The sequence below is a fragment of the Cognatishimia sp. WU-CL00825 genome, from assembly GCF_040364665.1.
Classification (GTDB): domain Bacteria; phylum Pseudomonadota; class Alphaproteobacteria; order Rhodobacterales; family Rhodobacteraceae; genus Cognatishimia.
The window spans coordinates 54,561-74,564 of the sequence record NZ_BAABWX010000002.1 but is presented as its reverse complement, the minus strand read 5'-3'; the positions used below and the strand labels follow the sequence as shown (position 1 = coordinate 74,564).

The 20,004-nt window shown below is 55.7% G+C and carries 25 protein-coding genes; 5 read left to right on the top strand and 20 right to left on the bottom strand.

The genetic code is table 11. The features are described from left to right. Positions 1 to 7: 7 nt before the first annotated feature. The 8 genes from flgH to ABXG94_RS11005 are packed head-to-tail and all read right to left on the bottom strand — an operon-like array spanning position 8 to position 4,067. Positions 8 to 742 carry a flagellar basal body L-ring protein FlgH gene (flgH, locus tag ABXG94_RS11040; RefSeq protein WP_353534175.1) on the bottom strand — a complete coding sequence of 245 codons (735 nt, stop codon included), beginning with the start codon at positions 740 to 742 and terminating at the stop codon, positions 8 to 10. Positions 743 to 749: 7 nt separating this feature from the next. Further along, positions 750 to 1,196 carry a flagellar basal body P-ring formation chaperone FlgA gene (flgA, locus tag ABXG94_RS11035; RefSeq protein ID WP_353534173.1) on the bottom strand — a complete coding sequence of 149 codons (447 nt, stop codon included), beginning with the start codon at positions 1,194 to 1,196 and terminating at the stop codon, positions 750 to 752. Further along, on the bottom strand, positions 1,196 to 1,981 hold the full coding sequence (flgG, locus tag ABXG94_RS11030) for a flagellar basal-body rod protein FlgG (protein WP_353534171.1): 786 nt from the start codon (positions 1,979 to 1,981) through the stop codon (positions 1,196 to 1,198). The genes flgA and flgG overlap by 1 nt, the downstream gene beginning before the upstream one ends. Before the next feature lie 15 nt (positions 1,982 to 1,996). Further along, entirely contained in the window at positions 1,997 to 2,710 is a 714-nt protein-coding gene (locus ABXG94_RS11025) for a flagellar hook-basal body complex protein (protein WP_353534170.1), read from the bottom strand. Positions 2,711 to 2,712: 2 nt separating this feature from the next. Further along, complete coding sequence (locus ABXG94_RS11020) at positions 2,713 to 2,982, bottom strand: flagellar biosynthetic protein FliQ (RefSeq protein ID WP_353534168.1); 270 nt, start codon at positions 2,980 to 2,982, stop codon at positions 2,713 to 2,715. Continuing rightward, positions 2,982 to 3,269, bottom strand: a complete 288-nt coding sequence (gene fliE / locus ABXG94_RS11015; RefSeq protein WP_353534166.1) for a flagellar hook-basal body complex protein FliE — start codon at positions 3,267 to 3,269, stop codon at positions 2,982 to 2,984. The genes ABXG94_RS11020 and fliE overlap by 1 nt, the downstream gene beginning before the upstream one ends. A gap of 19 nt (positions 3,270 to 3,288) precedes the next feature. Continuing rightward, positions 3,289 to 3,663 (bottom strand): flagellar basal body rod protein FlgC, encoded by a 375-nt coding sequence (flgC, locus tag ABXG94_RS11010; RefSeq protein WP_353534165.1) that lies wholly within the window; start codon positions 3,661 to 3,663, stop codon positions 3,289 to 3,291. Positions 3,664 to 3,674: 11 nt separating this feature from the next. Continuing rightward, a complete protein-coding gene (locus tag ABXG94_RS11005; RefSeq protein ID WP_353534163.1) occupies positions 3,675 to 4,067 on the bottom strand; it encodes a FlgB family protein in 393 nt (130 codons plus the stop codon). Between the two features lie 82 nt (positions 4,068 to 4,149). Here ABXG94_RS11005 and ABXG94_RS11000 point away from each other — a divergent pair, with 82 nt between their 5' ends. Next, positions 4,150 to 5,550: a FliI/YscN family ATPase gene (locus tag ABXG94_RS11000; protein ID WP_502901700.1), complete on the top strand. Its 1,401-nt coding sequence runs from the start codon at positions 4,150 to 4,152 to the stop codon at positions 5,548 to 5,550. Positions 5,551 to 5,562: 12 nt separating this feature from the next. On the opposite strand, the gene ABXG94_RS10995 is transcribed toward ABXG94_RS11000, so the two are convergent. The 6 genes from ABXG94_RS10995 to ABXG94_RS10970 all read right to left on the bottom strand — a co-directional run bounded on the left by ABXG94_RS10995 (position 5,563) and on the right by ABXG94_RS10970 (position 9,244). Next, positions 5,563 to 6,351, bottom strand: coding sequence for a DUF1217 domain-containing protein (locus ABXG94_RS10995; protein WP_353534161.1), 789 nt, complete (start codon positions 6,349 to 6,351; stop codon positions 5,563 to 5,565). Then, a complete protein-coding gene (flbT, locus tag ABXG94_RS10990) occupies positions 6,348 to 6,752 on the bottom strand; it encodes a flagellar biosynthesis repressor FlbT (RefSeq protein ID WP_353534159.1) in 405 nt (134 codons plus the stop codon). The genes ABXG94_RS10995 and flbT overlap by 4 nt, the downstream gene beginning before the upstream one ends. Then, positions 6,749 to 7,126 (bottom strand): flagellar biosynthesis regulator FlaF, encoded by a 378-nt coding sequence (gene flaF / locus ABXG94_RS10985; RefSeq protein WP_353534157.1) that lies wholly within the window; start codon positions 7,124 to 7,126, stop codon positions 6,749 to 6,751. Before flaF ends, flbT begins: the two co-directional genes overlap by 4 nt. Before the next feature lie 67 nt (positions 7,127 to 7,193). Continuing rightward, entirely contained in the window at positions 7,194 to 8,408 is a 1,215-nt protein-coding gene (locus ABXG94_RS10980; RefSeq protein WP_353534156.1) for a flagellin N-terminal helical domain-containing protein, read from the bottom strand. 211 nt (positions 8,409 to 8,619) lie between these two features. Then, positions 8,620 to 8,976: a flagellar biosynthesis protein FlgN gene (locus ABXG94_RS10975; protein ID WP_353534155.1), complete on the bottom strand. Its 357-nt coding sequence runs from the start codon at positions 8,974 to 8,976 to the stop codon at positions 8,620 to 8,622. After that, positions 8,966 to 9,244, bottom strand: coding sequence for a rod-binding protein (locus ABXG94_RS10970; RefSeq protein WP_353534154.1), 279 nt, complete (start codon positions 9,242 to 9,244; stop codon positions 8,966 to 8,968). Before ABXG94_RS10970 ends, ABXG94_RS10975 begins: the two co-directional genes overlap by 11 nt. A gap of 110 nt (positions 9,245 to 9,354) precedes the next feature. Here ABXG94_RS10970 and ABXG94_RS10965 point away from each other — a divergent pair, with 110 nt between their 5' ends. The 3 genes from ABXG94_RS10965 to ABXG94_RS10955 all read left to right on the top strand — a co-directional run bounded on the left by ABXG94_RS10965 (position 9,355) and on the right by ABXG94_RS10955 (position 12,756). Continuing rightward, positions 9,355 to 11,142 (top strand): flagellar hook-length control protein FliK, encoded by a 1,788-nt coding sequence (locus tag ABXG94_RS10965; protein WP_353534153.1) that lies wholly within the window; start codon positions 9,355 to 9,357, stop codon positions 11,140 to 11,142. 11 nt (positions 11,143 to 11,153) lie between these two features. Continuing rightward, positions 11,154 to 11,807, top strand: coding sequence for a flagellar hook capping FlgD N-terminal domain-containing protein (locus ABXG94_RS10960; protein ID WP_353534152.1), 654 nt, complete (start codon positions 11,154 to 11,156; stop codon positions 11,805 to 11,807). An 82-nt stretch (positions 11,808 to 11,889) separates the two neighbouring features. Next, positions 11,890 to 12,756 (top strand): phosphotransferase, encoded by an 867-nt coding sequence (locus tag ABXG94_RS10955; RefSeq protein WP_353534150.1) that lies wholly within the window; start codon positions 11,890 to 11,892, stop codon positions 12,754 to 12,756. Here the strand turns inward: ABXG94_RS10955 and ABXG94_RS10950 are convergent. Together ABXG94_RS10950 and ABXG94_RS10945 are read right to left on the bottom strand one after the other, a co-directional pair. Beyond that, positions 12,753 to 14,105 carry a lytic murein transglycosylase gene (locus ABXG94_RS10950; RefSeq protein WP_353534148.1) on the bottom strand — a complete coding sequence of 451 codons (1,353 nt, stop codon included), beginning with the start codon at positions 14,103 to 14,105 and terminating at the stop codon, positions 12,753 to 12,755. The two genes, ABXG94_RS10955 and ABXG94_RS10950, sit on opposite strands and share 4 nt — an antisense overlap. A 68-nt stretch (positions 14,106 to 14,173) precedes the next feature. Then, positions 14,174 to 14,875: a helix-turn-helix transcriptional regulator gene (locus ABXG94_RS10945; RefSeq protein WP_353534147.1), complete on the bottom strand. Its 702-nt coding sequence runs from the start codon at positions 14,873 to 14,875 to the stop codon at positions 14,174 to 14,176. Positions 14,876 to 14,971: 96 nt separating this feature from the next. Here ABXG94_RS10945 and ABXG94_RS10940 point away from each other — a divergent pair, with 96 nt between their 5' ends. Continuing rightward, on the top strand, positions 14,972 to 15,385 hold the full coding sequence (locus tag ABXG94_RS10940; protein WP_353534145.1) for a DUF1801 domain-containing protein: 414 nt from the start codon (positions 14,972 to 14,974) through the stop codon (positions 15,383 to 15,385). Between the two features lie 82 nt (positions 15,386 to 15,467). Here the strand turns inward: ABXG94_RS10940 and rnr are convergent, their stop codons facing one another. The 4 genes from rnr to dapE are packed head-to-tail and all read right to left on the bottom strand — an operon-like array spanning position 15,468 to position 19,906. After that, positions 15,468 to 17,720 (bottom strand): ribonuclease R, encoded by a 2,253-nt coding sequence (rnr, locus tag ABXG94_RS10935; protein ID WP_353534144.1) that lies wholly within the window; start codon positions 17,718 to 17,720, stop codon positions 15,468 to 15,470. Between the two features lie 31 nt (positions 17,721 to 17,751). Then, on the bottom strand, positions 17,752 to 18,345 hold the full coding sequence (locus ABXG94_RS10930) for a TIGR04282 family arsenosugar biosynthesis glycosyltransferase (RefSeq protein WP_353534142.1): 594 nt from the start codon (positions 18,343 to 18,345) through the stop codon (positions 17,752 to 17,754). Beyond that, positions 18,342 to 18,764: a GNAT family N-acetyltransferase gene (locus tag ABXG94_RS10925; RefSeq protein WP_353534140.1), complete on the bottom strand. Its 423-nt coding sequence runs from the start codon at positions 18,762 to 18,764 to the stop codon at positions 18,342 to 18,344. Before ABXG94_RS10925 ends, ABXG94_RS10930 begins: the two co-directional genes overlap by 4 nt. Continuing rightward, entirely contained in the window at positions 18,761 to 19,906 is a 1,146-nt protein-coding gene (gene dapE, locus ABXG94_RS10920; protein WP_353534139.1) for a succinyl-diaminopimelate desuccinylase, read from the bottom strand. The genes ABXG94_RS10925 and dapE overlap by 4 nt, the downstream gene beginning before the upstream one ends. Between the last annotated feature and the right edge of the window lie 98 nt (positions 19,907 to 20,004).

Genomic DNA, 20,004 nt, shown 5'->3' with positions numbered 1-20,004 from the left:
CTTTCCCTTAAAACGGCAATATCTTGTCGACGATTTGCTGCCCAACACGCGGCTGTTGCATATCGCTGATCTGGCCTCTGCCCCCATAAGAGACCCGGGCCGACGCAATTTTGTCATAGGTGATTTCATTGCGACGCGAGATATCCTCGGGCCGCACAAAACCGGTGACAAAAAGTTCGCGCAGCTCGTTATTAACCCGTACTTCTTGCAGGCCCGAAATCGACAAAACCCCGTTTGGCAAAACCTCGATCACGGTGGCCGCCACTCGCAACGCCAGCTTTTCCTTGCGCGACACAGATCCGTCCCCTTGGCTGGCGCTTGACGAATTCAGCCCCACGGCCTCGCCCATGGTTGCGCCGTCAGGTAGCTTTCGATCAATGCGCTGCGGAATACCAAAAAACTGGGGAATCGACAGGCTTTCAGACCCGCTGCGCGACCGGTTGGTGGCATTTGAAATTTCGGCCTTTTCATCAATTTCGATCACCACGGTCAGAATGTCGCCCCGCCCCATAGCGCGCCGATCCCCCAACAAGGACGAGCGTTGGCGACTCCATAACGAGGCTTGATCGTGGTAATTTTTGCGCTGTGCTATGCGTGGCAAACCCGGGGCCAGCATGGCCACATGCTCATCTGATTGCGCGGTTTCCGAAAAGTCCGGGGCTTTGCCGATATGGCCAGACCCGCTGCACGCCCCCAACACAAATCCTGTTAGAATCGCGGTAAAAAACCTAAAAAGCCTCATGACGTCCTCATTGCTGCACCAATACAGTGCGATCTGCTTGTACGATGCCAACCACGGTGGATCGTGACGCTAAGTTCATCACCCGCAGCATGTCACCAATCGCCGCGCGCCCCAGGGACCGCCCGCCGGTTTTGATAGTCAGCACCGAGGTCTGAAAAACCAATTGCACCAACTGATTGCGTTCAATCAAAGCAGGTGGGCCAACGTCGCCAAACCGGATCGGTCGCCCCGGATAAAGTGCCACACGTGCTTCTTGTCCGATCACTTGCGCCGTGTCTGCAAAGGTACCTGAAATCACCGCGTCTCTCAGGCCCAGAACCTCGGCGGTGATCACACTGCGCGGGCGTATCACCTGGGTAGAGACCACCACATCGGCCAGTGACCAACAGGGGAAAATCACAAGGAAAATCCCTGCCAGCACCCGTCGCCGGACCAAAGGCAAAAGCAACAACATCAGCGCACCTGCGCGGTCGCGCCAAGCATCTGGTCTGCCGCTGAAATGACCTTGGCGTTTAATTCATAGCCCCGTTGCGCCTCGATCAGCTCTGTCACTTCGCGCACGGCATCCACCGAACTGTCTTCCAAATAGCCCTGCCGCAGGGAGCCCAACCCGTCGACTCCGGGCGTCGAAACCTGCGCGTCACCCGAGGCTTCGGTGGCTAGAAATAGATTGCCGCCCAGCGCCTCAAGCCCCTTGGCATTGGTAAAACCTGCCAGATTGAACTGGCCCAAAAGCTGGCCAGCGACGGCCTCTTGAAAATAGGCATATAGTTCGCCTGCCCCATTGATCGACACGCTGCGCGCATCCGCAGGCACCACAATTTCCGGCGCAATCGCATAGCCATCAGAGGTGACTATAACCCCCTCGGCGTTACGTTTCAGCGCCCCATCGCGGGTATAGGCGGTTTGGCCTGACGGCAGCGTCACCTCTAAATAACCACGCCCATCAATGGCAAGATCCAGATCGCCGCCGGTTTGCGTCAACGACCCCTGCGCCAGATGCACCGTGACCGCCGTTGGCCGCACCCCAAGCCCAAGCTGAACACCCGTCGGTAAAACCGTGCCATCCGATGCACTGACGGCTCCCGGTCGGCTGTGTTGCTGATAATGCAAATCTGCAAATTCAGCGCGCCGAGCGTTATAGCCTGTGGTGGACATATTCGCGAGATTATTGGAAATCGTTTCAACCCGCATCTGCTGGGCGCTCATGCCGGTGGCGGCAATTTTCAAAGCACGCATTTTAGCCTCCTGTGGTTAACGAATGAGAGTTTGCAAAGCAGCCTTCACCCGCTCGTTTTCGGTGTCTAAGAAACTCTGGCCCATTTCATAGGCGCGCTGCACCTCGATCATGCGGGCAATTTGGCTGATGGCATCTACGTTAGAGCCTTCTAAAAAGCCCTGCTTTATCTTGGTGGTTAAGGCCAATTCAGCCCCTGACGGCACCTGCATCAACACGCCGTCCTGACGCTGTAGTTCACTTTTGTCAGCCGGTTGAAACACGCCCACTTGCCCAATCAATCGACCATCAGCGCTGATGCTGCCATCCTCGGCGATTTGCAGTGATGTCGCGTCGGGCGGAATAAAAATCGGCGCTTCGCCCACGTCCAACACCGGATATCCCTGTGCCGTCACCAGATCGCCTGCATTGTTTGGGGTAAAGGCCCCAGCCCGGGTCAACCGCGCCCCATCCGGCGTTTCGACCATGAAAAACCCATCCCCTTCAATCGCAAGATCAAACCGGCCCCCTGTCTGCGTCAAGCTGCCCTGCGCAAAAGAGGTCAGGGCCACATTGCCATGCGCCATCGAGACAGATGCGCCGCCAGCGGAACGATGCACATGTTCTGAAAACACCAGCCCCTGCTGGCGAAATCCGGTTGTGGCGGCATTTGCAATATTGTTGGCCACAACATCCATTTCGCGAAACAAACCCATTTGGCGGGTCAACGTTGTATATCGCGTGGCGTCCATGCTCATCCTCCGGCCAAAAGCGGCACAAGCTGCGTTTGAAACAAGGCCACTAGCGTGGCGGTCATAAAGTCCATCGACACCCAAAACACGCCGACAATTGCCAGTAATTTTGGCACAAATGTCAGGGTCAATTCCTGGATCGACGTCAAAGCCTGAAACAGGCCGATGATCAGGCCAACCGCCAACGCGACTGCCAGAATTGGGGCAGACACCATGGTTGCCGCCCAAAGCGCCTGGCGCAAAACATCATAAAAGGCGGATTCCGATAGCATCAGACCGGCATCCGCAGAATTTCTTGATAGGCCTCAACCACACGGTCACGTATGGTAACAGCGGTTTCCACCGCCAGCTCAGCTTGGGACAATGCGTGTACCAATGCGTGCGGATCGGCGCCGCCAGCCATGCTGTTAAGCGACGCTTGTTCGCCCCGCTGCACAGAGGCGACGGTTTCCTGCATCACGTCGCGAAATAGCGTGCCTGGATCCACATTTTCTTGTGGCGACGTTGCCGGACGAGAGGCCACATATCTTTGGGCCGCATTCAAAGTAGAGATATCCATTCTGGATGTCCTTTCACATTTAGCGGCGCAATAAATCCAACAGCGCGCTGCTCATCTGACGGGTTTGGTCAAAAATTTTCAGGTTGGCCTCATAGCTGCGCTGCGCTTCGCGCGCGTCCGCAATTTCGATGATCAAATTCACATTCGATCCCTCGTAATATCCGCCCGGGCCAGCCAACGGGTGGCTGGGGTCAAAGTGCTGCACCCCGGTGCTGGGGTCCAAGGACACTCGCCCCAATTCCACGCCCTGCCCCCTTGGCAAAAAAGCGACGGTTTTGCGCCGATAGCCGGGCGTGTCCGCGTTGGCGATGTTTTCAGAAAGGTGTCGCAGGCGCGCCGCTTGGGCCTGCAAACCACTGGCCGTCACACCCAAAGTTTTTGAAAAATCTGACATGATGCCCCCGCTTACCTACGGCCAAGCGAAAGGCGCTGCATTTTCAGCCAGGCCTTATAGATGGCAAGCGCGCGGTCGTGCTGTTGCTTCACCTCAACCGCCTGCATCATTTCGCTTTCCAGCGTCACGTTGTTTCCGTTGGGGTCCTTGCTTTGGCCTTGATCCAGAAAAACAGCGGGGCTGTGTGTGCCCATTTGCTCAGCCGTCAGATGCGCTGCGCGGGTAGCCTGCAGTCCAACCGGGCCAGTTCTAGCCCTGAGTTGAGTTGCAAACGGCACCACACGCCGCGCCACATAGCCGGGCGTGTCAGCATTCGCCATGTTTTGTGCCACGACATTTTGTCGGGCGGCCGCATGAACGGCCATGGCATGTGCCATTTTGAAAACACCTAAATCTTCAAACATTGGGGCTTCTCCCTCCAGTGCATAAAGCAAGGCTTAACCCCGATTCCTTTAGAAATTCTTTCAAGCAACATCGGAGGAAAAAATGACCACAGACCCTATGGCCTGTTTAAAGGCCGCGCTTTCAGCAATCGACGAAACACAGTATATTGGGCGTGTAAGCCGCATAGAACACAACATACTGCGGGTAACTGGCCTGAATGCCGTGGCCCATGTTGGCGATAGCGTGCATCTAGAGCGATCAGACATGCCGCGACTCAGCGGCGAAATCGTTCAAATTCATCAAAATGATATTTCAATTTTACCAGATTCAGCCCCGTTGGGTATCGGCATCAACGCGGCGGTGGTCCTGCGAGGGCCTAATTCCATCGCGCCATCCTTGGCCTGGATTGGCCGCATAGTTGACCCTGATGGCCAGCCGCTTGACGGGCAACCTTTGCTCAGGGGGCCAAAACAGTACAGCCATACCGCTGCGCCATTGCCCGCCGCGCATCGCCGCGCCCTGGGTGCCAGACTCAACACCGGCCTCGCGGCACTCAACACAATTCTGCCCATCGTCAAAGGCCAGCGTATTGGGCTTTTTGCCGGATCTGGCATTGGCAAATCCAGTTTGCTTGGCCATTTGGCCCGCACCCTAGAAGGCGACGTGACGGTCCTGGCTCTGATCGGCGAGCGCGGTCGCGAATTGCGCAGTTTTGTCACCGATATCTTGGGTCCCCAAGGCATGCAGCGCACGGTTGTGGTGGCCGCGACCTCTGATCAATCGCCCATTTTGCGCCGGCGCTGTGCGCTTTCTGCCATGGCCGTTGCCGAATTTTTTCGTGATCAAGGCAAGCAAGTGGTGTTTTTGGCAGATTCCATCACCCGATTTGCCCAGGCCCACCGCGAAATCGCCGCAGCTGCCGGCGAGGCCCCCGTATTGCAAGGGTTTCCACCTTCGACCTCGCACGCGATCATGGGGCTTTGTGAACGTGCTGGCCCGGGGGCCGATCATCGCGGTGACATCACTGCGGTGCTTTCCGTTCTGGTGGCAGGGTCTGATATGGACGAGCCAATTGCCGATATCATGCGCGGCGTGCTGGACGGCCATATCGCGTTGGATCGCGCGATTGCCGAACGCGGGCGTTTTCCCGCCATAGATGTTTTACGATCTGTGTCCCGAAGCCTGCCAGCCGCCGCCACAGAAGCAGAAAACGCCATGATTTCCCAGCTGCGCTTTCACCTTGGCTGCTATGACCAGAACGAAACCATGGTGCGCGCTGGGTTGTATTCAGAAGGCGCGGATGCTGATCTGGACATCGCCATTCGCCTGTGGCCCGATTTGGACCGCTTTATTGGCCAAGCCGAGCCCGGCAAAATTAGTGACAGTTTTAAACGTTTGGAGTTGCTGTTGCGCCGTCATGCCAAACCCGCCACCCCAGCGCCTCAACCCCAATCTCAGTCGCAAGCCCAGCCGCAACCCCGGCAAAACACCAAGCTAAGTTAACAAATGAGCACGTCAATGTGCCAGCAAAGTCACCGCAATTTGCGACGCGCTCATCACGGCGCTTTGCTGCAATTGATCCATCAATAAGAACCGCTGAATCAGTTTCTCGCGCTGATCTTCTGCAGCAAAATCCGCCAGTTCGGTGATGCCAAAAACCTGTTTTGTCCGTTCTTCAAATACGCCAAGCTGTTGGTCTATATCCAGTGACGCAAAGGACTTGGGCAGCGACAGCGCTCTTTCAAACACCGCCCGCATCGGCGGATCACCCATGATCTGAAACCATTTGGCGGCCTCGCTGCTGTTGTCATCCACAATGTCAGACAGCCCGCGCTCCAAGTTCAGCGCCAAGCGAAACGATTCGTCGATTTCGCCAACCGAGCTCTCAAACGACCGTGCTTCAAATTGACGGATCATCTGGGCAACCGTGCCCTCGCGCTTTGTGTTTGGCACGCCCAAATCCCCAAAGCCAAAGGCCCGCGCAAAGGCTTGATAGCGCCGATCCGTCAGTTTGTTGGCCAAAGCATCTGCCGAAATACTGCCATCCTCAAGGATACGTTTAATAAAGGCCTTGGCGTCAATGTCCTCAGACAGGCCAAAGGCGCTCAGCGCCACGCGCAACAAACGCCGGTCGTCCACCAATTGCTCGGCCGTATCAATCGCCCCAATATTGTCGCGAAAATACTCGGTTTCATTCACCATATCAGGCCGGGCATTAAATGCAGCGGTCTGGGCGGCTTTGGTGCGAGACAGCAGGCTCCAGCCCGCATAGCCACCAATGGGTAAGATCGGTTGAAAACTCATGAGAACCGCGCCGCCAACAAGCGCTCTTCGCGTGGCATCAACGCTCTGAGCGAGCGCAAACACTGATAGAATCGCCCTTCCACCACCGCCGCTGTCGCTGCCGCCAGATAGCCGCGACTGTCCGGGTCAATCATCACTTGGCTCAACTCTTCAATGCGTCGCAGCAATTGCTGACAGGCCTCCTCCGGCTCTGCGTCGCCAGACAGCACAAGCTGGGTATAATAACAGGCCCGGCGCACCGGGGTTGTGGCCTCTTCGGGGTGGATGGCATCTTTCAGGCGCAGAATATTGGCATTGGGGGTCACAATCGACAATCGGCTGCGTCGATCGCCATTTTCGATCACAGCCCCATTGATCAACACCCGCTCTTTTGGACTTAGTTTCAATATCAATCCGCTCATGGCAAATCACTCCTTTGGCGCAGTCCTTTCAGAATGGCCACGTTGATTTCCAGCAAAGCTGCAACCGTCACTTCTCCATCCAGCACCTTTCGCGAGTGATGGTGGGTGAACTCTGCCAAATAGAATATTCTGGCGCGCAACTCCTTGGGCAGCAGATTGTCCTGGCTGGCCACGTCGCAGGCCAGAACCGTCCAAAATTGTGCGTTGTCATGCAGCGCTTCAGCCAAAACGCCAAAGCTTTTGGCTGTGTCACCAGCGGCATCACGCAATTGGTGCGTAAGGCGCGCTAGCGTATCATATTCAATTTGGCGCGGTGGGCGCAGCATGGGTGCAGGACTTGAATAAGCCTGCTTAGCAAGAGATTGCGCAGTCACGGTTGGTCCTTCCTGGTCTCATTTTCATCAAGCACCTGAGGCGCGCCAAAACGCGCCTCAGACCGCGTTAGACTCGGAAGAGTGAGAGAATGGACTGCGGAGCAGAGTTTGCAATCGACAGGGACTGCGTGGCCAATTGCTGTTGCACTTGCAACGCCTGTAACCGTGCCGAGGCTTCTTCCATATTGGCATCAACCAATGCGCCGATCCCGGATTTCATCGAATCTGTGAGCTTGGTCACGAAATTCGTCTGAATTTCGATCCGCCCCTCAACAGAGCCAAAAGCCGCCGTGGCATCAATACTGGTGTCAATCAGCGTTTCGATTGTGCCCAGCGCCGCCGTGGCCGCAACCGCCGTAGAGACATCGATCGACGACAAAGCCCCTAGGCCGCCCGATCCTGCATCCACGAACTGACCGGTTATGGTCACATCAGTTGTGGCATCATTGGTGAAATCAAGCTGGCCCGTGCCCACAAAATCCACCACCAGATCAGCAATATTTAACGCGTCAATGGCGTTTTTCAGCCCCGCGGCGGCCAGATCAGACGTATTGTTGCCAGCGGCCACGTCATTTGCTGTCAGCGTATAAGAGGCGACCTGACTGCCGATGGTGATGTTCACCCGGTCCCCGGCTGTGAATGCCGCCCCTGCTGTGTCATCGATTACAATATTGTCGGTGCCGCCGCCATTGTCCAAAGACAAAACAACCGTGTCACCGTCACCCGAAGGTGTCCCGCCCGAGGAGCCAAAAATATCGTTGGCGGTATAGCCCGAACTGGCCAGATTTTGTGCCGTCACCGTGATCGAAGAGGCGGTCACGTTGCCACTGGAATCGCGATCCAGCGAGGCCAAAACCGCGGTGCTGCCTGTGGATCCGTCCACCAGATTTAGGCCATTGAACTGGGCGGCCCCAACCACCGATTGAATTTGACTGGTCAGCGCATCAACATCCGCATCCAACTTGGCGCGGTCCACGTTGTCGCCCTGGGCCGTCGCAATGATTTCCTTCATATCGATCAGCAAATCCGTCACGGTTTCTGCCGCGTTACGCGCCACAGCCACTGTGGATTTCCCAAGCGACAGGCTCTCAGAGATCGACTTGAACCCCTGGACGTCACTCTCCATAATCTTGGAAATCGCCCACATCGCAGAGCTGTCAGAGGCGGTTGCGACCCGTTTGCCGGTAGAGATTTCAGACTGCACCCCAGCCAGGCTGGAATTGATGTGTTTCAAAGTTTGCAGCGCGATCATTGCGCTGTTGTTTGTCAGAATGCTGGACATAGCACTTCCTTAATAAAATCAGCGCTTTGCGCTGAGTTGCACATTCCACCTTTACGGTGGTCAAGAGCATCTTTCTGACGATACAAGTGGCGCATTGGCCCCTGTGCCACCCCTTTGGGTGCGTTTTCACAATGACGCGCCAAGTGCTAATGGAGTGCTAAATCCCAAGCGCGCTTTAAGCCGCATTTAAAACAAATCTCGGTCCGCAATCTCACGCGCGTTTTTCCAGGTCGCGGCCAGTGCGCTTGGCAAAACTATGGCGTTTGCCACCGGCGTCATAGGTTTCAAGCCCCTCTTGCACCTGGCGCAGGTCCCGCAGGCGATCAGCGGCGGCGCGAATGCCCTGCATCGCGCTTTCCAACAGGCTTTGATTATTAAGCATGCGGGATTTCAGGGGAGCCATCACCGGCAATTGCTGGCCTTCAATGCGGGCAATCTGGGCCAGCAATTCTTCTTTTTCCTGCAGCAGATCGCCAAGCGCCCGCAGGTTTCCGGTCAACAGATGTGCCCGTTCTTGGGTCAGCAACCGATCAAGATCGGCCAGAATGGTATGAACGTCATTTGGCATGTTCTGTCTCCTTCAGCGCCTCAAAAAACGCCTCTGCCAGACCAATGCCACCCGCCTGGGCCATTTGACCGGCCTGTTCCTGCCGCAAGAAAGAAGCAAATTGATCTTCTCCGGCTCCGCCGCCAAACGACTCGCTGGTCTGGCCAAGCCCAGCCCCTTTCAGCATTTCAGCCAAAAAATGCGCTTCCAGCTTTTGCGCCGCATGTCGCAGCGCCACATCACTTTGACGGGCAGGGTTGGTGGTGCCACCCACTGGATCAATCGGCATAAAGTACCTCCAAGTTGAAATGTCTTTTTCCATTTTGGCGGCAAACGGTTAAATAATTGGTAAGGGCCCTTGGGGGATAGTCACGCCATCTGGAAGAATCCGAGGCTGAAATGATCACCCTGCCCCAAGAGCCAACCGCCAAAAATCCACAGCTTGTAAAAACAGGCGATGCAATTGTGGCTGACGCGCAAAGCCCAAGCGCGCCAACCGCAGAAGGCGATTTTCACGACATATTCTTGGCCTTGGACAAACTGCGCTCCGCTGACCCAAGTCAGCCATTTCTGGAAAACGACGCAAAACCGCTGGTCGCAAAGTCAGCATACCAACCAACAGATCAAGACGCCGCAGAGACACAGGTTTTGTCAGAACAGGTTGCCGTCGCTGAACCTAAGGCAAAGCAGGCGGGTCGAATTTCTTTGCCAGCCAACACGCCCGCCAACGATGCCACGGCACAATTCCCGGCGGCAACGCCCACCACAACTGGGCCAGCGCAACCAGCCACCCAGACTTTGGCGCCGTCGAAAGCAAAATCAAAGGATCAATTCATCACGGCCACACCCAATACGCGCGCGTATGGTGATGCCGAGCCAACATCACTTCACCGATTGCCGCCGGTGTCCCCCGCAGCCGTCGCACCAAGCAGGTCTACGCAAGCAAAAGATCCAAGTTCTGGCCAACGTTCACTGGCCCATTCTGACAGTCCTGTTAGCCCGCTGACGGCCCCACCATCGCAACCAAATTCAGCCACAAAACAGCCCCTTGCCCAACCGACCCTGCCCCTTGCCACCCCGCAAATGCAGCCCGTTTTGCCCGGTTACACAAAAGCCGAAAGCAAGTCTCAGAAATCCGCACCGCTGCCGCTTCCAGACGCATACTTTCCAGTGCCCTCGCGTACGCAAAAGCCAATTCCCTCGGGCCCTCAGCCGCCAATTTTGCAGTCAAAAGCCCCTCAGTCACAAGTTGCGGTAAAACCAAAACCGATGACTTCCGAACCTCATTCCACCTTTGCAAAGCACGGCTCAAACGATGGCGCGCGCCCCGCGCAGCAACCTACCCCCGCCTCATCACCCGTTGTCCAACCCCAGAACACCAAAGCCCCGACTGATGCGCCCATACCATGGCGCGCCAGAACACACGGTGTCCAAAACCAGCGCACCGCAGCAACCCGTGACCCCGCGCCAATCATGCAACCCGCTGATCCGCAAGGCGATCGACCGAAAACTTACACCTTGCCCTCGCCATCCAGTCCCAGTGATTTGCAGCTGGCACCATTGCAAATGACGCGCGCAACTTCACAGCCAAATGGCGCGCCAGCCCCGGCAAAACCTGCGCTAAGCACGGTGGGATTACTGACAACGCAAACGCCACAAACGGGGGGCACAACGCCGCTTACCCTTTGGCAAAACGCCGAACACAAACCAGACTGGCCAAGCCATTTTCTGACGGCTGAATTCTTGCCCAGCACCGAACGCGCGCCTATCGTCACCGATGTCAAACCACCTGCTGCTCATATTGTGACGCGACAAATTGCACAGCATTTCCCGCAAACCCCGGGGCATCAATCTGAAATCCAGCTTTCTCCCGAAGAACTCGGTCGCGTGCGGATTTCTCTTGCCACATCCGAACAAGGCGCAACCCTGCATATTTCGGCAGACCGTCCGGAAACACTTGCTTTGTTGCGCCGCAATATTGGGCTGTTGGGACAGGACTTTGCCGCGTTGGGCTATTTGAACCTCAGCTTCTCTTTTTCCCAACAGGGTCAACGCCCTGACCCGCAACCTGCGCGCGCAGTGACACCAGACACCGCCCCCCAAACTGACACGCAATATGCCGGAAAACGCACGTCCAAGTCCCACTTTCTGCCGCCAGCAACATCCGGGCTCGACATCCGCCTATAGGAGATTTCTCAATGCACGTTTCATCCGCAACTCAGCCCAACACCAGCGGCACCACACAGGGCAGCGCTCCGGTTCTCAGCTCTGACTTTGAGACTTTTCTCAAAATGCTAACGGCGCAGATGAAAAACCAAGATCCGCTAAACCCCATTGAATCCAGCGATTACGCCACACAACTGGCGACATTTTCTTCCGTAGAACAACAGGTGCTAACAAATGACTTACTGCGCGCAGTCCAGTCTGAAATTGGCGCGATGGGCATGTCACAATTGGCAGGCTGGGTCGGGATGGAGGCCAAGGTTTTGGCTCCCGCCCAGTTTGATGGCGACTCAATTGATATCGCCACCTATCCGTTATCAACAGCTGACAGCGCCGAATTGGTGATCACCGATGCAGATGGGACCGAAATACATCGTTTTGAAATCGCAACGGACAGCGAGATCCTGCAATGGGATGGCACAGACGCCAATGGCGATCTGGTTCCCCATGGGCAGTATAGCTTCGCAGTTCAAAGCACGGTTGATGGCGCGGTTGTCGAAACCCTGCCCGCAGAGGTTTACAGCCGTATCTCAGAAGCACGTACCACCAATAACGGGGTTTATTTGGTGCTGGAGGGCGGTGCCATTGTGCATTCACAGGACGTCACTGGCCTGCGCGCCGCAGACTGATTGCGCAATTTCAGCTTGTCTTGGCTTGTTTGACGCGCGCAACTCTTTTAGCGTCCCGCCAATCCCAAGACGAGGCTGCCTGGTGATCTTATCCATACCGCTCCCCCCTGCGGAGTTGCGCGATCAAATTGCGAGCTATCTGCCCTGGTCCAAATCCGGGGCCTGGACCCCGCTGTTTGGCGGGCGCACCAACAGTGCTTGGCAGGTCTCGGCGCAAGACGGACCAGAGGCTGCGGTGTTGAAATTGTATCAGGCCCCCGCGCAAAACCCGTTGTTTCCCAACGATCCCAAAGCCGAAGCCAAATTGCTGCGACACCTAGATGGAAAAGCTATTGCACCGAAGTTAATCGCACAACTGCAGGGGCCGCACGGCCAGGGCAATCTCTATCAAGCCATTCCCGGCAGCCGCTGGACACAGGGTGTTACAGAGGTTGCCACGCTGATTCAGACCCTACATGCCATCGCGCCACCAAGCGGGTTGCGCCCAATTGCCGATGGCAGTGCTGCGGTGTTGGCGCAGGCTGACGCGATTGTTGCCAAATGTCAGCAAACCGCAGAGCTGCGCGCGTTGCGCCCTTCTGTCACCATTGCCCCCTGCTCCCAGCAGGTTTTGCTGCATTGCGATATCGTGCCCGGAAACTTGATCAGAAATGCGCAAGGTGTGCATCTGATTGACTGGCAATGCCCCGGCATTGGTGACCCCTGCGAGGATCTTGCGATTTTCCTGTCACCAGCCATGCAAATTCTGTACCGCGGCGCGGCGCTTTCCAATGTGGAAATCGCTGATTTCCTACAAGAATTCCCGGAACTCACCGCCATACGCTATCGTATGTTATCGCCGGTTTATCATTACCGCATGGCAGCCTATTGCCTGTGGCAATACCAGAACAATCGCCAAGATTACGCGGCTGGATATGCCGCCGAACTGGCGCAGTTAGCCGCTGCTTAACGCAGCTTTTTCAGGATCGCCAACGAGGCATAGCCATCAGGTTCCATCCCAATTGACCTTTGATAATTGCGCACCGCATCGATGGTCAAAGGACCGATTTTTCCGTCAATCTTCACGGTATCAAATCCCGCAGCCGTCAATCGACGTTGCAATTCTTTGCGTTCCCCAAAGGTCAGTGCGCGGTCTTCGCGCGGCCAGCGCGCCTTAATCGGGGCCCCGCCTTTGATACGATCACTTAAATGCCCCACGCCAATCACATAGGCATCTGCCGTATTATACCGCTCGATGGCATCAAAATTGCGAAAGATAAGAAACGCCGCCCCCTGATGGCCAGCTGGCAACAAAAGCGACGCCGGCCCATAGTTTTTGACGGATTTGCCCCCCAAACCACGCACGCCCAAAGCGGCCCATGCGCTGGGTTGTTTTTTGATCTTGCGATTGGCCAGGCTATAATTAAACCCACGCGGCAAGGTCACTTCAACCCCCCAGGGCACACCACTTTGCCAGCCAGACCGCTTCAAATAAGCCGCCGTCGACGCCAAAGCATCAGAGGGGTCGTCTGACCAGATATCGCGTTTGCCATCGCCGGTGAAATCCACCGCAAATGACAAATATGACGTCGGGATAAACTGCGTATGCCCCATGGCCCCGGCCCAACTGCCGGTCATATGACGCGGGCTCGTGTCGCCGCTTTGCAGGATTTTCAACGCGGCCAAAAGCTGGGCTTCAAAAAATTTGCCACGCCGCCCATCAAAGGCCAGCGTTGCCAGGGCTTCGATCACCGGCACGTCGCCGCGAAAGGTTCCATAAGCGCTTTCCAGCCCCCAAACCGCCACAACCACTTCTTTGTCCACGCCATATTTGCGTTCGATAGCGTCCAACTTGCGCTTGTGCTTGCGCAGCGCCGCCTTGCCGTTTTTCACCCGTGTATCTGAAGCTGCTGAATCCAGATAGGCCCAAAGGGTTTTGGTGAATTCCGATTGATTGCGGTCGCGGCGCACCACATCTGCGTTATAGCGCACACCTCTGAATGCCCGATCCAGCACCGGGCGCGAAATGCCCTGACGCGCGGCCCTGTTCTTAAAAGCCCGAATCCATGACTGAAACCGGGTATTGCTGGCCTTGACCGGCTGCGCCTCCAGCGCATTTGGACGCAGCACTGGCCGCAATGATGACCCAAGCTGCGCCGAAGCCACCTGGACCGGTGCAATTTGAATCGGTGCCAAATCATCAACTTGCCACCCAACTGGCGGCAATACCGGCCGCAGCGACCGCTCTGGGGCCCCAGCCATGGCTGCCGTCGCGGCCAAAATTGCAGCGCCGACCACACTCAAAAAACACTTATACATTGCACGCCTCAATAAATTTATACCTGCAAGCGTAGCCCGAAACCCGAGTCGGCAAAAGCCGTCAGGTTTTAATTCGTATGATCCGGCGATTGCCTGCGCATTTGTTCAAGACAATCCCGCAGCAACGGCACGCGCTTTGGACGAAAACTTTGCTCCAGCACTTCTAGCGCACTCATGCGGTCTAGACGAAAGGCTCGAAAATCCGCGCGCAGATGGCACCAGGCCAACAGGCAATTGCTCATCTGCATAAAGACGATGCTCAGCGGGTCAACTTCACGCTGGGTCCGCGCCCCGTTTACGTCGCTGTAATCAAACCGAACCCGTCGTTCGTCCCATGTGGCTTGCCGCAAGGTCCGCGCATCCACGCCGGGCTTTGGCATCGGCGTATAGCGCGAGGCAGACAAAACCGCATGCTGCAAACGATGCGCCTGACCGCTGGGCAAGCGCGCCCTCAATTTGGCCAAAGCTCCCTTGGCAGCCGCAGCCAAATCCGGGTCTCCAACATGCATCACTTCGCGCAGCCCCAAAACCAGCGCCTCCAACTCTTCGGCCTCAAATCCCAAAGGCGGCAGGCTCGCGTCCTCGATCAGCGTAAAGCCAAACCCAGCCTCGCCATCAATCACAGCACCCAAGCTGCGCAAACCATCGATGTCCCGATAAATCGTGCGCATAGACACGCCCATTTCATCCGCCAACACCTGCGCGGTGACCGGAGAAGGCAAACTGCGAAGGGCCTGCATGAGTTGAAACAGTCGTGTGGTGCGCGTCATAGATGCTGTATACTCCACCATGCTGACAGAAACTGGCAAGAGCTTAATCTAAGGTCTGATCAAATTGACCCACGAATAATTTACGCAGAGGACACCATGAAACCCTTTCTTGATCAGGCCATCAAAGAGGCTTTTATGGCCCTGCCAGAACAAGCGCGCCCCGGCGTGTTAAAATTGCGCGACCTTATTCTGACAGAAGCCGAAAACCTACCGCAAGTCGGCCCGGTGCACGAAGTGCTGCGCTGGGGGCAACCCAGCTTTATCACGCCCAAGGTGAAAGCCGCTACGCCCCTACGACTGGGCACCCACAAGTCCGCCACCTTTGCCTTGTTTGCCCATTGCCAATCTTCGGTGATTTCAGACTATGCGATGCGCTTTCCCGGTTGGGACAAATTGGACGGAAATCGCGCCGTGCTGTTTGACAACGTCACTGACATCGAACCCTTTCGGCTGGGCACATTAATCCGCCACGCACTGACCTATCATCTGCCCGTGGCCAAGCAGGCCTAAACACCCAACGAATCGTACGTTTCAGGCCGTGAAACGTACAAATTGTACAAATAACCAAAAGTTAAGCCGACGATCGAAGGTGTTACTTACGTCGGCGTTGCACTTTACGTTTGGTCTTGGCTGCTTTCTTTTTGGCGGCCGACATCTTGCGTTTTACAGGCCGCCCACGACCACGCCGTCCGCCTTGGCTGGGTTTTTTGCCATCTAACTCTAACAGTTCCAGCGCAATGCCGCCTGTCACCGGTGTCGCCTCGGTCAATCGCACCATACAACGTTGACCCAAGCTGATGGTCATGCCAGTTTCAGAGCCCACTAAGACGTTGTTTTCACTATCAAATTGAAAATATTCGCGGCCAAGCTCGCGCATCGGAACCAGCCCATCTGCCCCGGTTTCATCCAGTTTGACAAACACCCCAAACCGCGCAATTCCGCTGATTTTTCCGGAAAACTCATCCCCTACCCGCTCGCTTAGGTAAGACGCCAGATAACGGTCGTTTGTATCGCGTTCCGCCAGCATAGACCGACGCTCTGTCTCTGAAATATGCCCGGATGTTTGCTCAAGGTTTTCAATGTCTTGCGGCGTCAATCCATCTTTGCCCCACCCGTGAGACGCCACCAAAGAACGATGCACAATCAAGTCTGCATACCGCCGAATCGGCGAGGTGAAATGCGCATAGGATTGCAGGGCCAAGCCAAAGTGCCCAAAATTTGACGGACCGTAATAGGCTTGTGTCATCGACCGCAGCGTCGACAGGTTGATCAGCTCGGCCTCTTCGGTGCCCGCAGCATCATTTAGCAATTTATTTAAATGCTGAGTTTTTAGCACCTGCCCCTTGGCCATATTAAAGCCAGCGCTGCGCGCAACCTCTCGTAAACTATCAAGTTTTTCTGGATTTGGCTCTTCGTGAACCCGAAACAAAAGCGGCGATTGACGCGCGACCAAAGTCTCGGCTGCCGCAACGTTAGCCAAGATCATGAACTCTTCGATTAACTTATGCGCATCCAACCGATCGCGGAAATTCACCGAAGCAACCTTGCCGTCTTCGGTCAAAATCACCTTACGTTCCGGCAGATCCAAATCCAGCGGCTGACGTTCTGCACGGGCTAGTTTTGCTGCCTCATAGGCCGCATACAAAGGCGAGATAACCTCGTCCATCAGTTCAGCGCAACGTTCGTTCGGATGACCGTCTTGCGCCTGTTGAACCTCTTCATAATTCAACGAGGCAACCGACCGCATCATGCCCCGCACAAAACGATGCCCAACCTTGCGCCCCTTCGCATCCAACTGCATCCGTACAGCCAGGCAAGCCCGCGGCACGCCTTCGTGCAAAGAACACAGATCACCCGACAATCTGTCTGGTAACATCGGCACCACCCGATCGGGGAAGTAGCTGGAATTGCCGCGTTTTTTCGCTTCTTTGTCCAGTTCAGATCCCGGCGTCACATAGTGCGCGACATCGGCAATCGCGACCCAAACCACATGGCCACCAGCATTCTTTGGGTCGTCATCCGCATGCGCCCAGCACGCGTCGTCATGGTCCCGCGCATCCGCCGGATCGATGGTCACCAAGGGCATATCACGCAGGTCATCACGTTTGCCCAACGGTGCTGGTTTCGCGGCGTCTGCTTCGGCAATCACACCATCTGGAAAGGCATCGGGAATGCCATGCTGGTGGATCGCAATCAGCGATACGGCCTTTGGTGCCGATGGGTCGCCCAAACGTTCAACAATGCGCGCCCGTTGCAGCCCCATACGGCCGCATGGGCCAGATTGCTCTGCCTCAACCAGCTCGCCATCCCTGGCACCCTCAATGGCCCCAGCAGGCACCTGCCACTCTTTTTGTTCGCCTTTATCAACCGGAACAATACGTCCACCTTCGGCGGTTTTGCGAAAGACACCAAGGATACGCTGCGGGTTGGTGCCAATACGGCGAATAACCCGGCCTTCATATTGATATTGCTCGTCTTTTACCTCTGTGACGCGACCCAGAACTTTGTCACCAGCGCCCAATGCAGGGTCCGTTGGTCGCAAGATCATCAACACAGATGGCGCGTCACCTTCGCCCTGCCATTCGATTGGACAGGCAAATAAATCGCCATCGTCGTTCGGGCCAGTCATCTGCAAAACGCTGACCGGCGGCAACCGATCTGGATCGCGATAGCTGCGACTGCGTTTCGCCAAATGACCCTCCGCCTCGAGCTCTCGCAAAAGGCGTTTCAGATCAATACGTGCAGCACCTTTGATGCCAAAAGCTTTGGCAATGTCACGTTTGCTGGTCAGGGTCGGGTTATCTGAAATCCATTCGAGGACTTCGTCTTTTGTCGGCATTTTCATTTCTGCGCCCTACCATGTCAGGCGATGCCCGTCACCGGGAAAGATGCTTTAGCGCATTTAGGTCAGAAACTGTGTCCACATCGCGCAAAACCGTCGTTTTTGCTATTCTTAGACCCGTCATTGTGGCCATGCTATCGGCCAAGGCAAATTCACTCGACCAGCGCACACCGTCAAACAAACGAGGCGAAATGGCCCCAATCCGCTTCATTCCTACCAACCAATAGCCGCCATCTGGCGCGGGGCCAAATACCGCGTCGTGATTTCCAAGCCATTGAAATGCCAAATTAATACACTGTTGATTGATCCCCGGGATGTCAGCGCCAATGATGCAAACCGGGCCAGGGGCCGCACTGCGAAAAATCCGCGCCATGCGATCCCCCAAATTGCCACCACCCTGTGCAACCCGCGGCAGATGTGCAGGCCAAACACGGCTTTGCATACCCTCGGCATCTGGGGCAACGGCCAAAATAGTCTCCCACTTTGGGCTTTCGATCCGGCGCAACAATCCTGCCACTTGATGACGAAACCACCAAGCTGAACCCGTCATGCCCATATCACGGCCAAGCCGAGTTTTTACCCGGCCCGGAAGTGGCTCTTTGACCATCACAACCAACTGCGGCCTCACAGCACAATCTCCATCTCCCGATGCGGCACACCACCATCGTCATAGACCTGCCCGCAAACCTGAAAACCCAGCTTTTCATAAAAGCCAATGGCCTGTTCTTGCGCCCCCAGTTTGACGCGCGCAATACTTGGCGTTTGGCGCAAATGATCAATTCCAAATTGTACCAATGCAGCGCCCAAACCGGTGCCACGTTGCGACTTCACCACGCAAATGCGGCCGATGCGGCCGATATTTCCATTGATCAAAATACGCGCTGTGCCAACAGGGTGCTGAGCAAGTTTTGCCAAGATCTGAATGGCCTGATCGTCAAGATCATCCCATTCGTCTTCTTCGTTAAAACCCTGTTCTTTAATGAATATTTCGCGTCTTAACTCGTGAACGGCAGTAATATCATCCGTCGACGCAATGTCCCAACTCATGCAAAATACTCTTGTAGAATGCGCGCATAAATTGATTTCAACTGATGAATTTGCGCCACGGGAACGCATTCATCAACCTGATGCATTGTCTTGCCCACTAGGCCGAATTCCACAACCGGGCAATGATGCTGCATGAACCGCGCATCAGATGTGCCGCCACTGGTCGAAAGCTCTGGTGTCACACCTGTTTCAGCGTGAACCGCCTTTGCAACCAGATCAGACAAGGCACCCGGCGGGGTGATAAAGCTTTCGCCTGACACTTTGATTTTGGCGTCAATTTCTACGCCCGTATCTGCAGCCACAGCCGCCATTTGTGCGTTTAGCCAGTCGGTAATGCTTTGTCCGCTATGGGCATCATTAAAGCGAATGTTAACTGTTGCCCTGCATTCAGCTGGGATCACATTTGTGGCTGGATTTCCGGTATCCATCGTCACCACAGCCAAGGTTGAGGCATCAAAGTGTTCGGTGCCGTCGTCAAGACTATGGCTGGCAAGCCGATCCATCAATCGTGCCATTGCCGGCAATGGGTTATTGGCGCGGTGCGGATAGGCGGAATGCCCCTGCACCCCTTTGAATGTGAACCAAGAGGTCAAAGAGCCACGGCGGCCAATTTTCATCATCTCGCCCATGGTATTTGGACAGGTGGGTTCGCCCACCAAACACACCGACATTTGCTCATTATTATTGTTCATATAATCAAGCAGCGCGACAGTGCCGTCGATGGCATCCGCCTCTTCATCCCCGGTGATCGCTATGACAATTGCCCCATCCGGCGGTGTATCTTGGACAAGATCAATGGCGGCGGCGACAAATGCAGCCACCCCCGACTTCATGTCGGTCGCGCCACGCCCAAACATCACCCCGTCTTTCACCTCTGCGCCAAACGGTGGCATCGTCCAGGCACCCGCATCACCAACAGGCACAACATCCGTGTGGCCATTAAACCCAAAGCTTTTGGCATGCCCCTTGTCGCCCCACCGGGCGAAAAGATTGCAAATGCCGCCACGATCCACCCGTGTGCAATGAAATCCGGCCTCACTCAGCAACTTTTCCAGCACTTGCAAAGCACCACCTTCTTCGGGGGTAACCGAAGGGCAGCGGATCAAATCGGCGGTCAATGCGGCGGCGTCAATTTTGGTCATCGTGTCCTCGTAAAATGTTGGCTCAGGCCTATCCTGCTTTCAGCAACACTGCAAATACTTGCGGCGCCCCAATTTGCCCAGTCGGCAGCTGTTGTGTG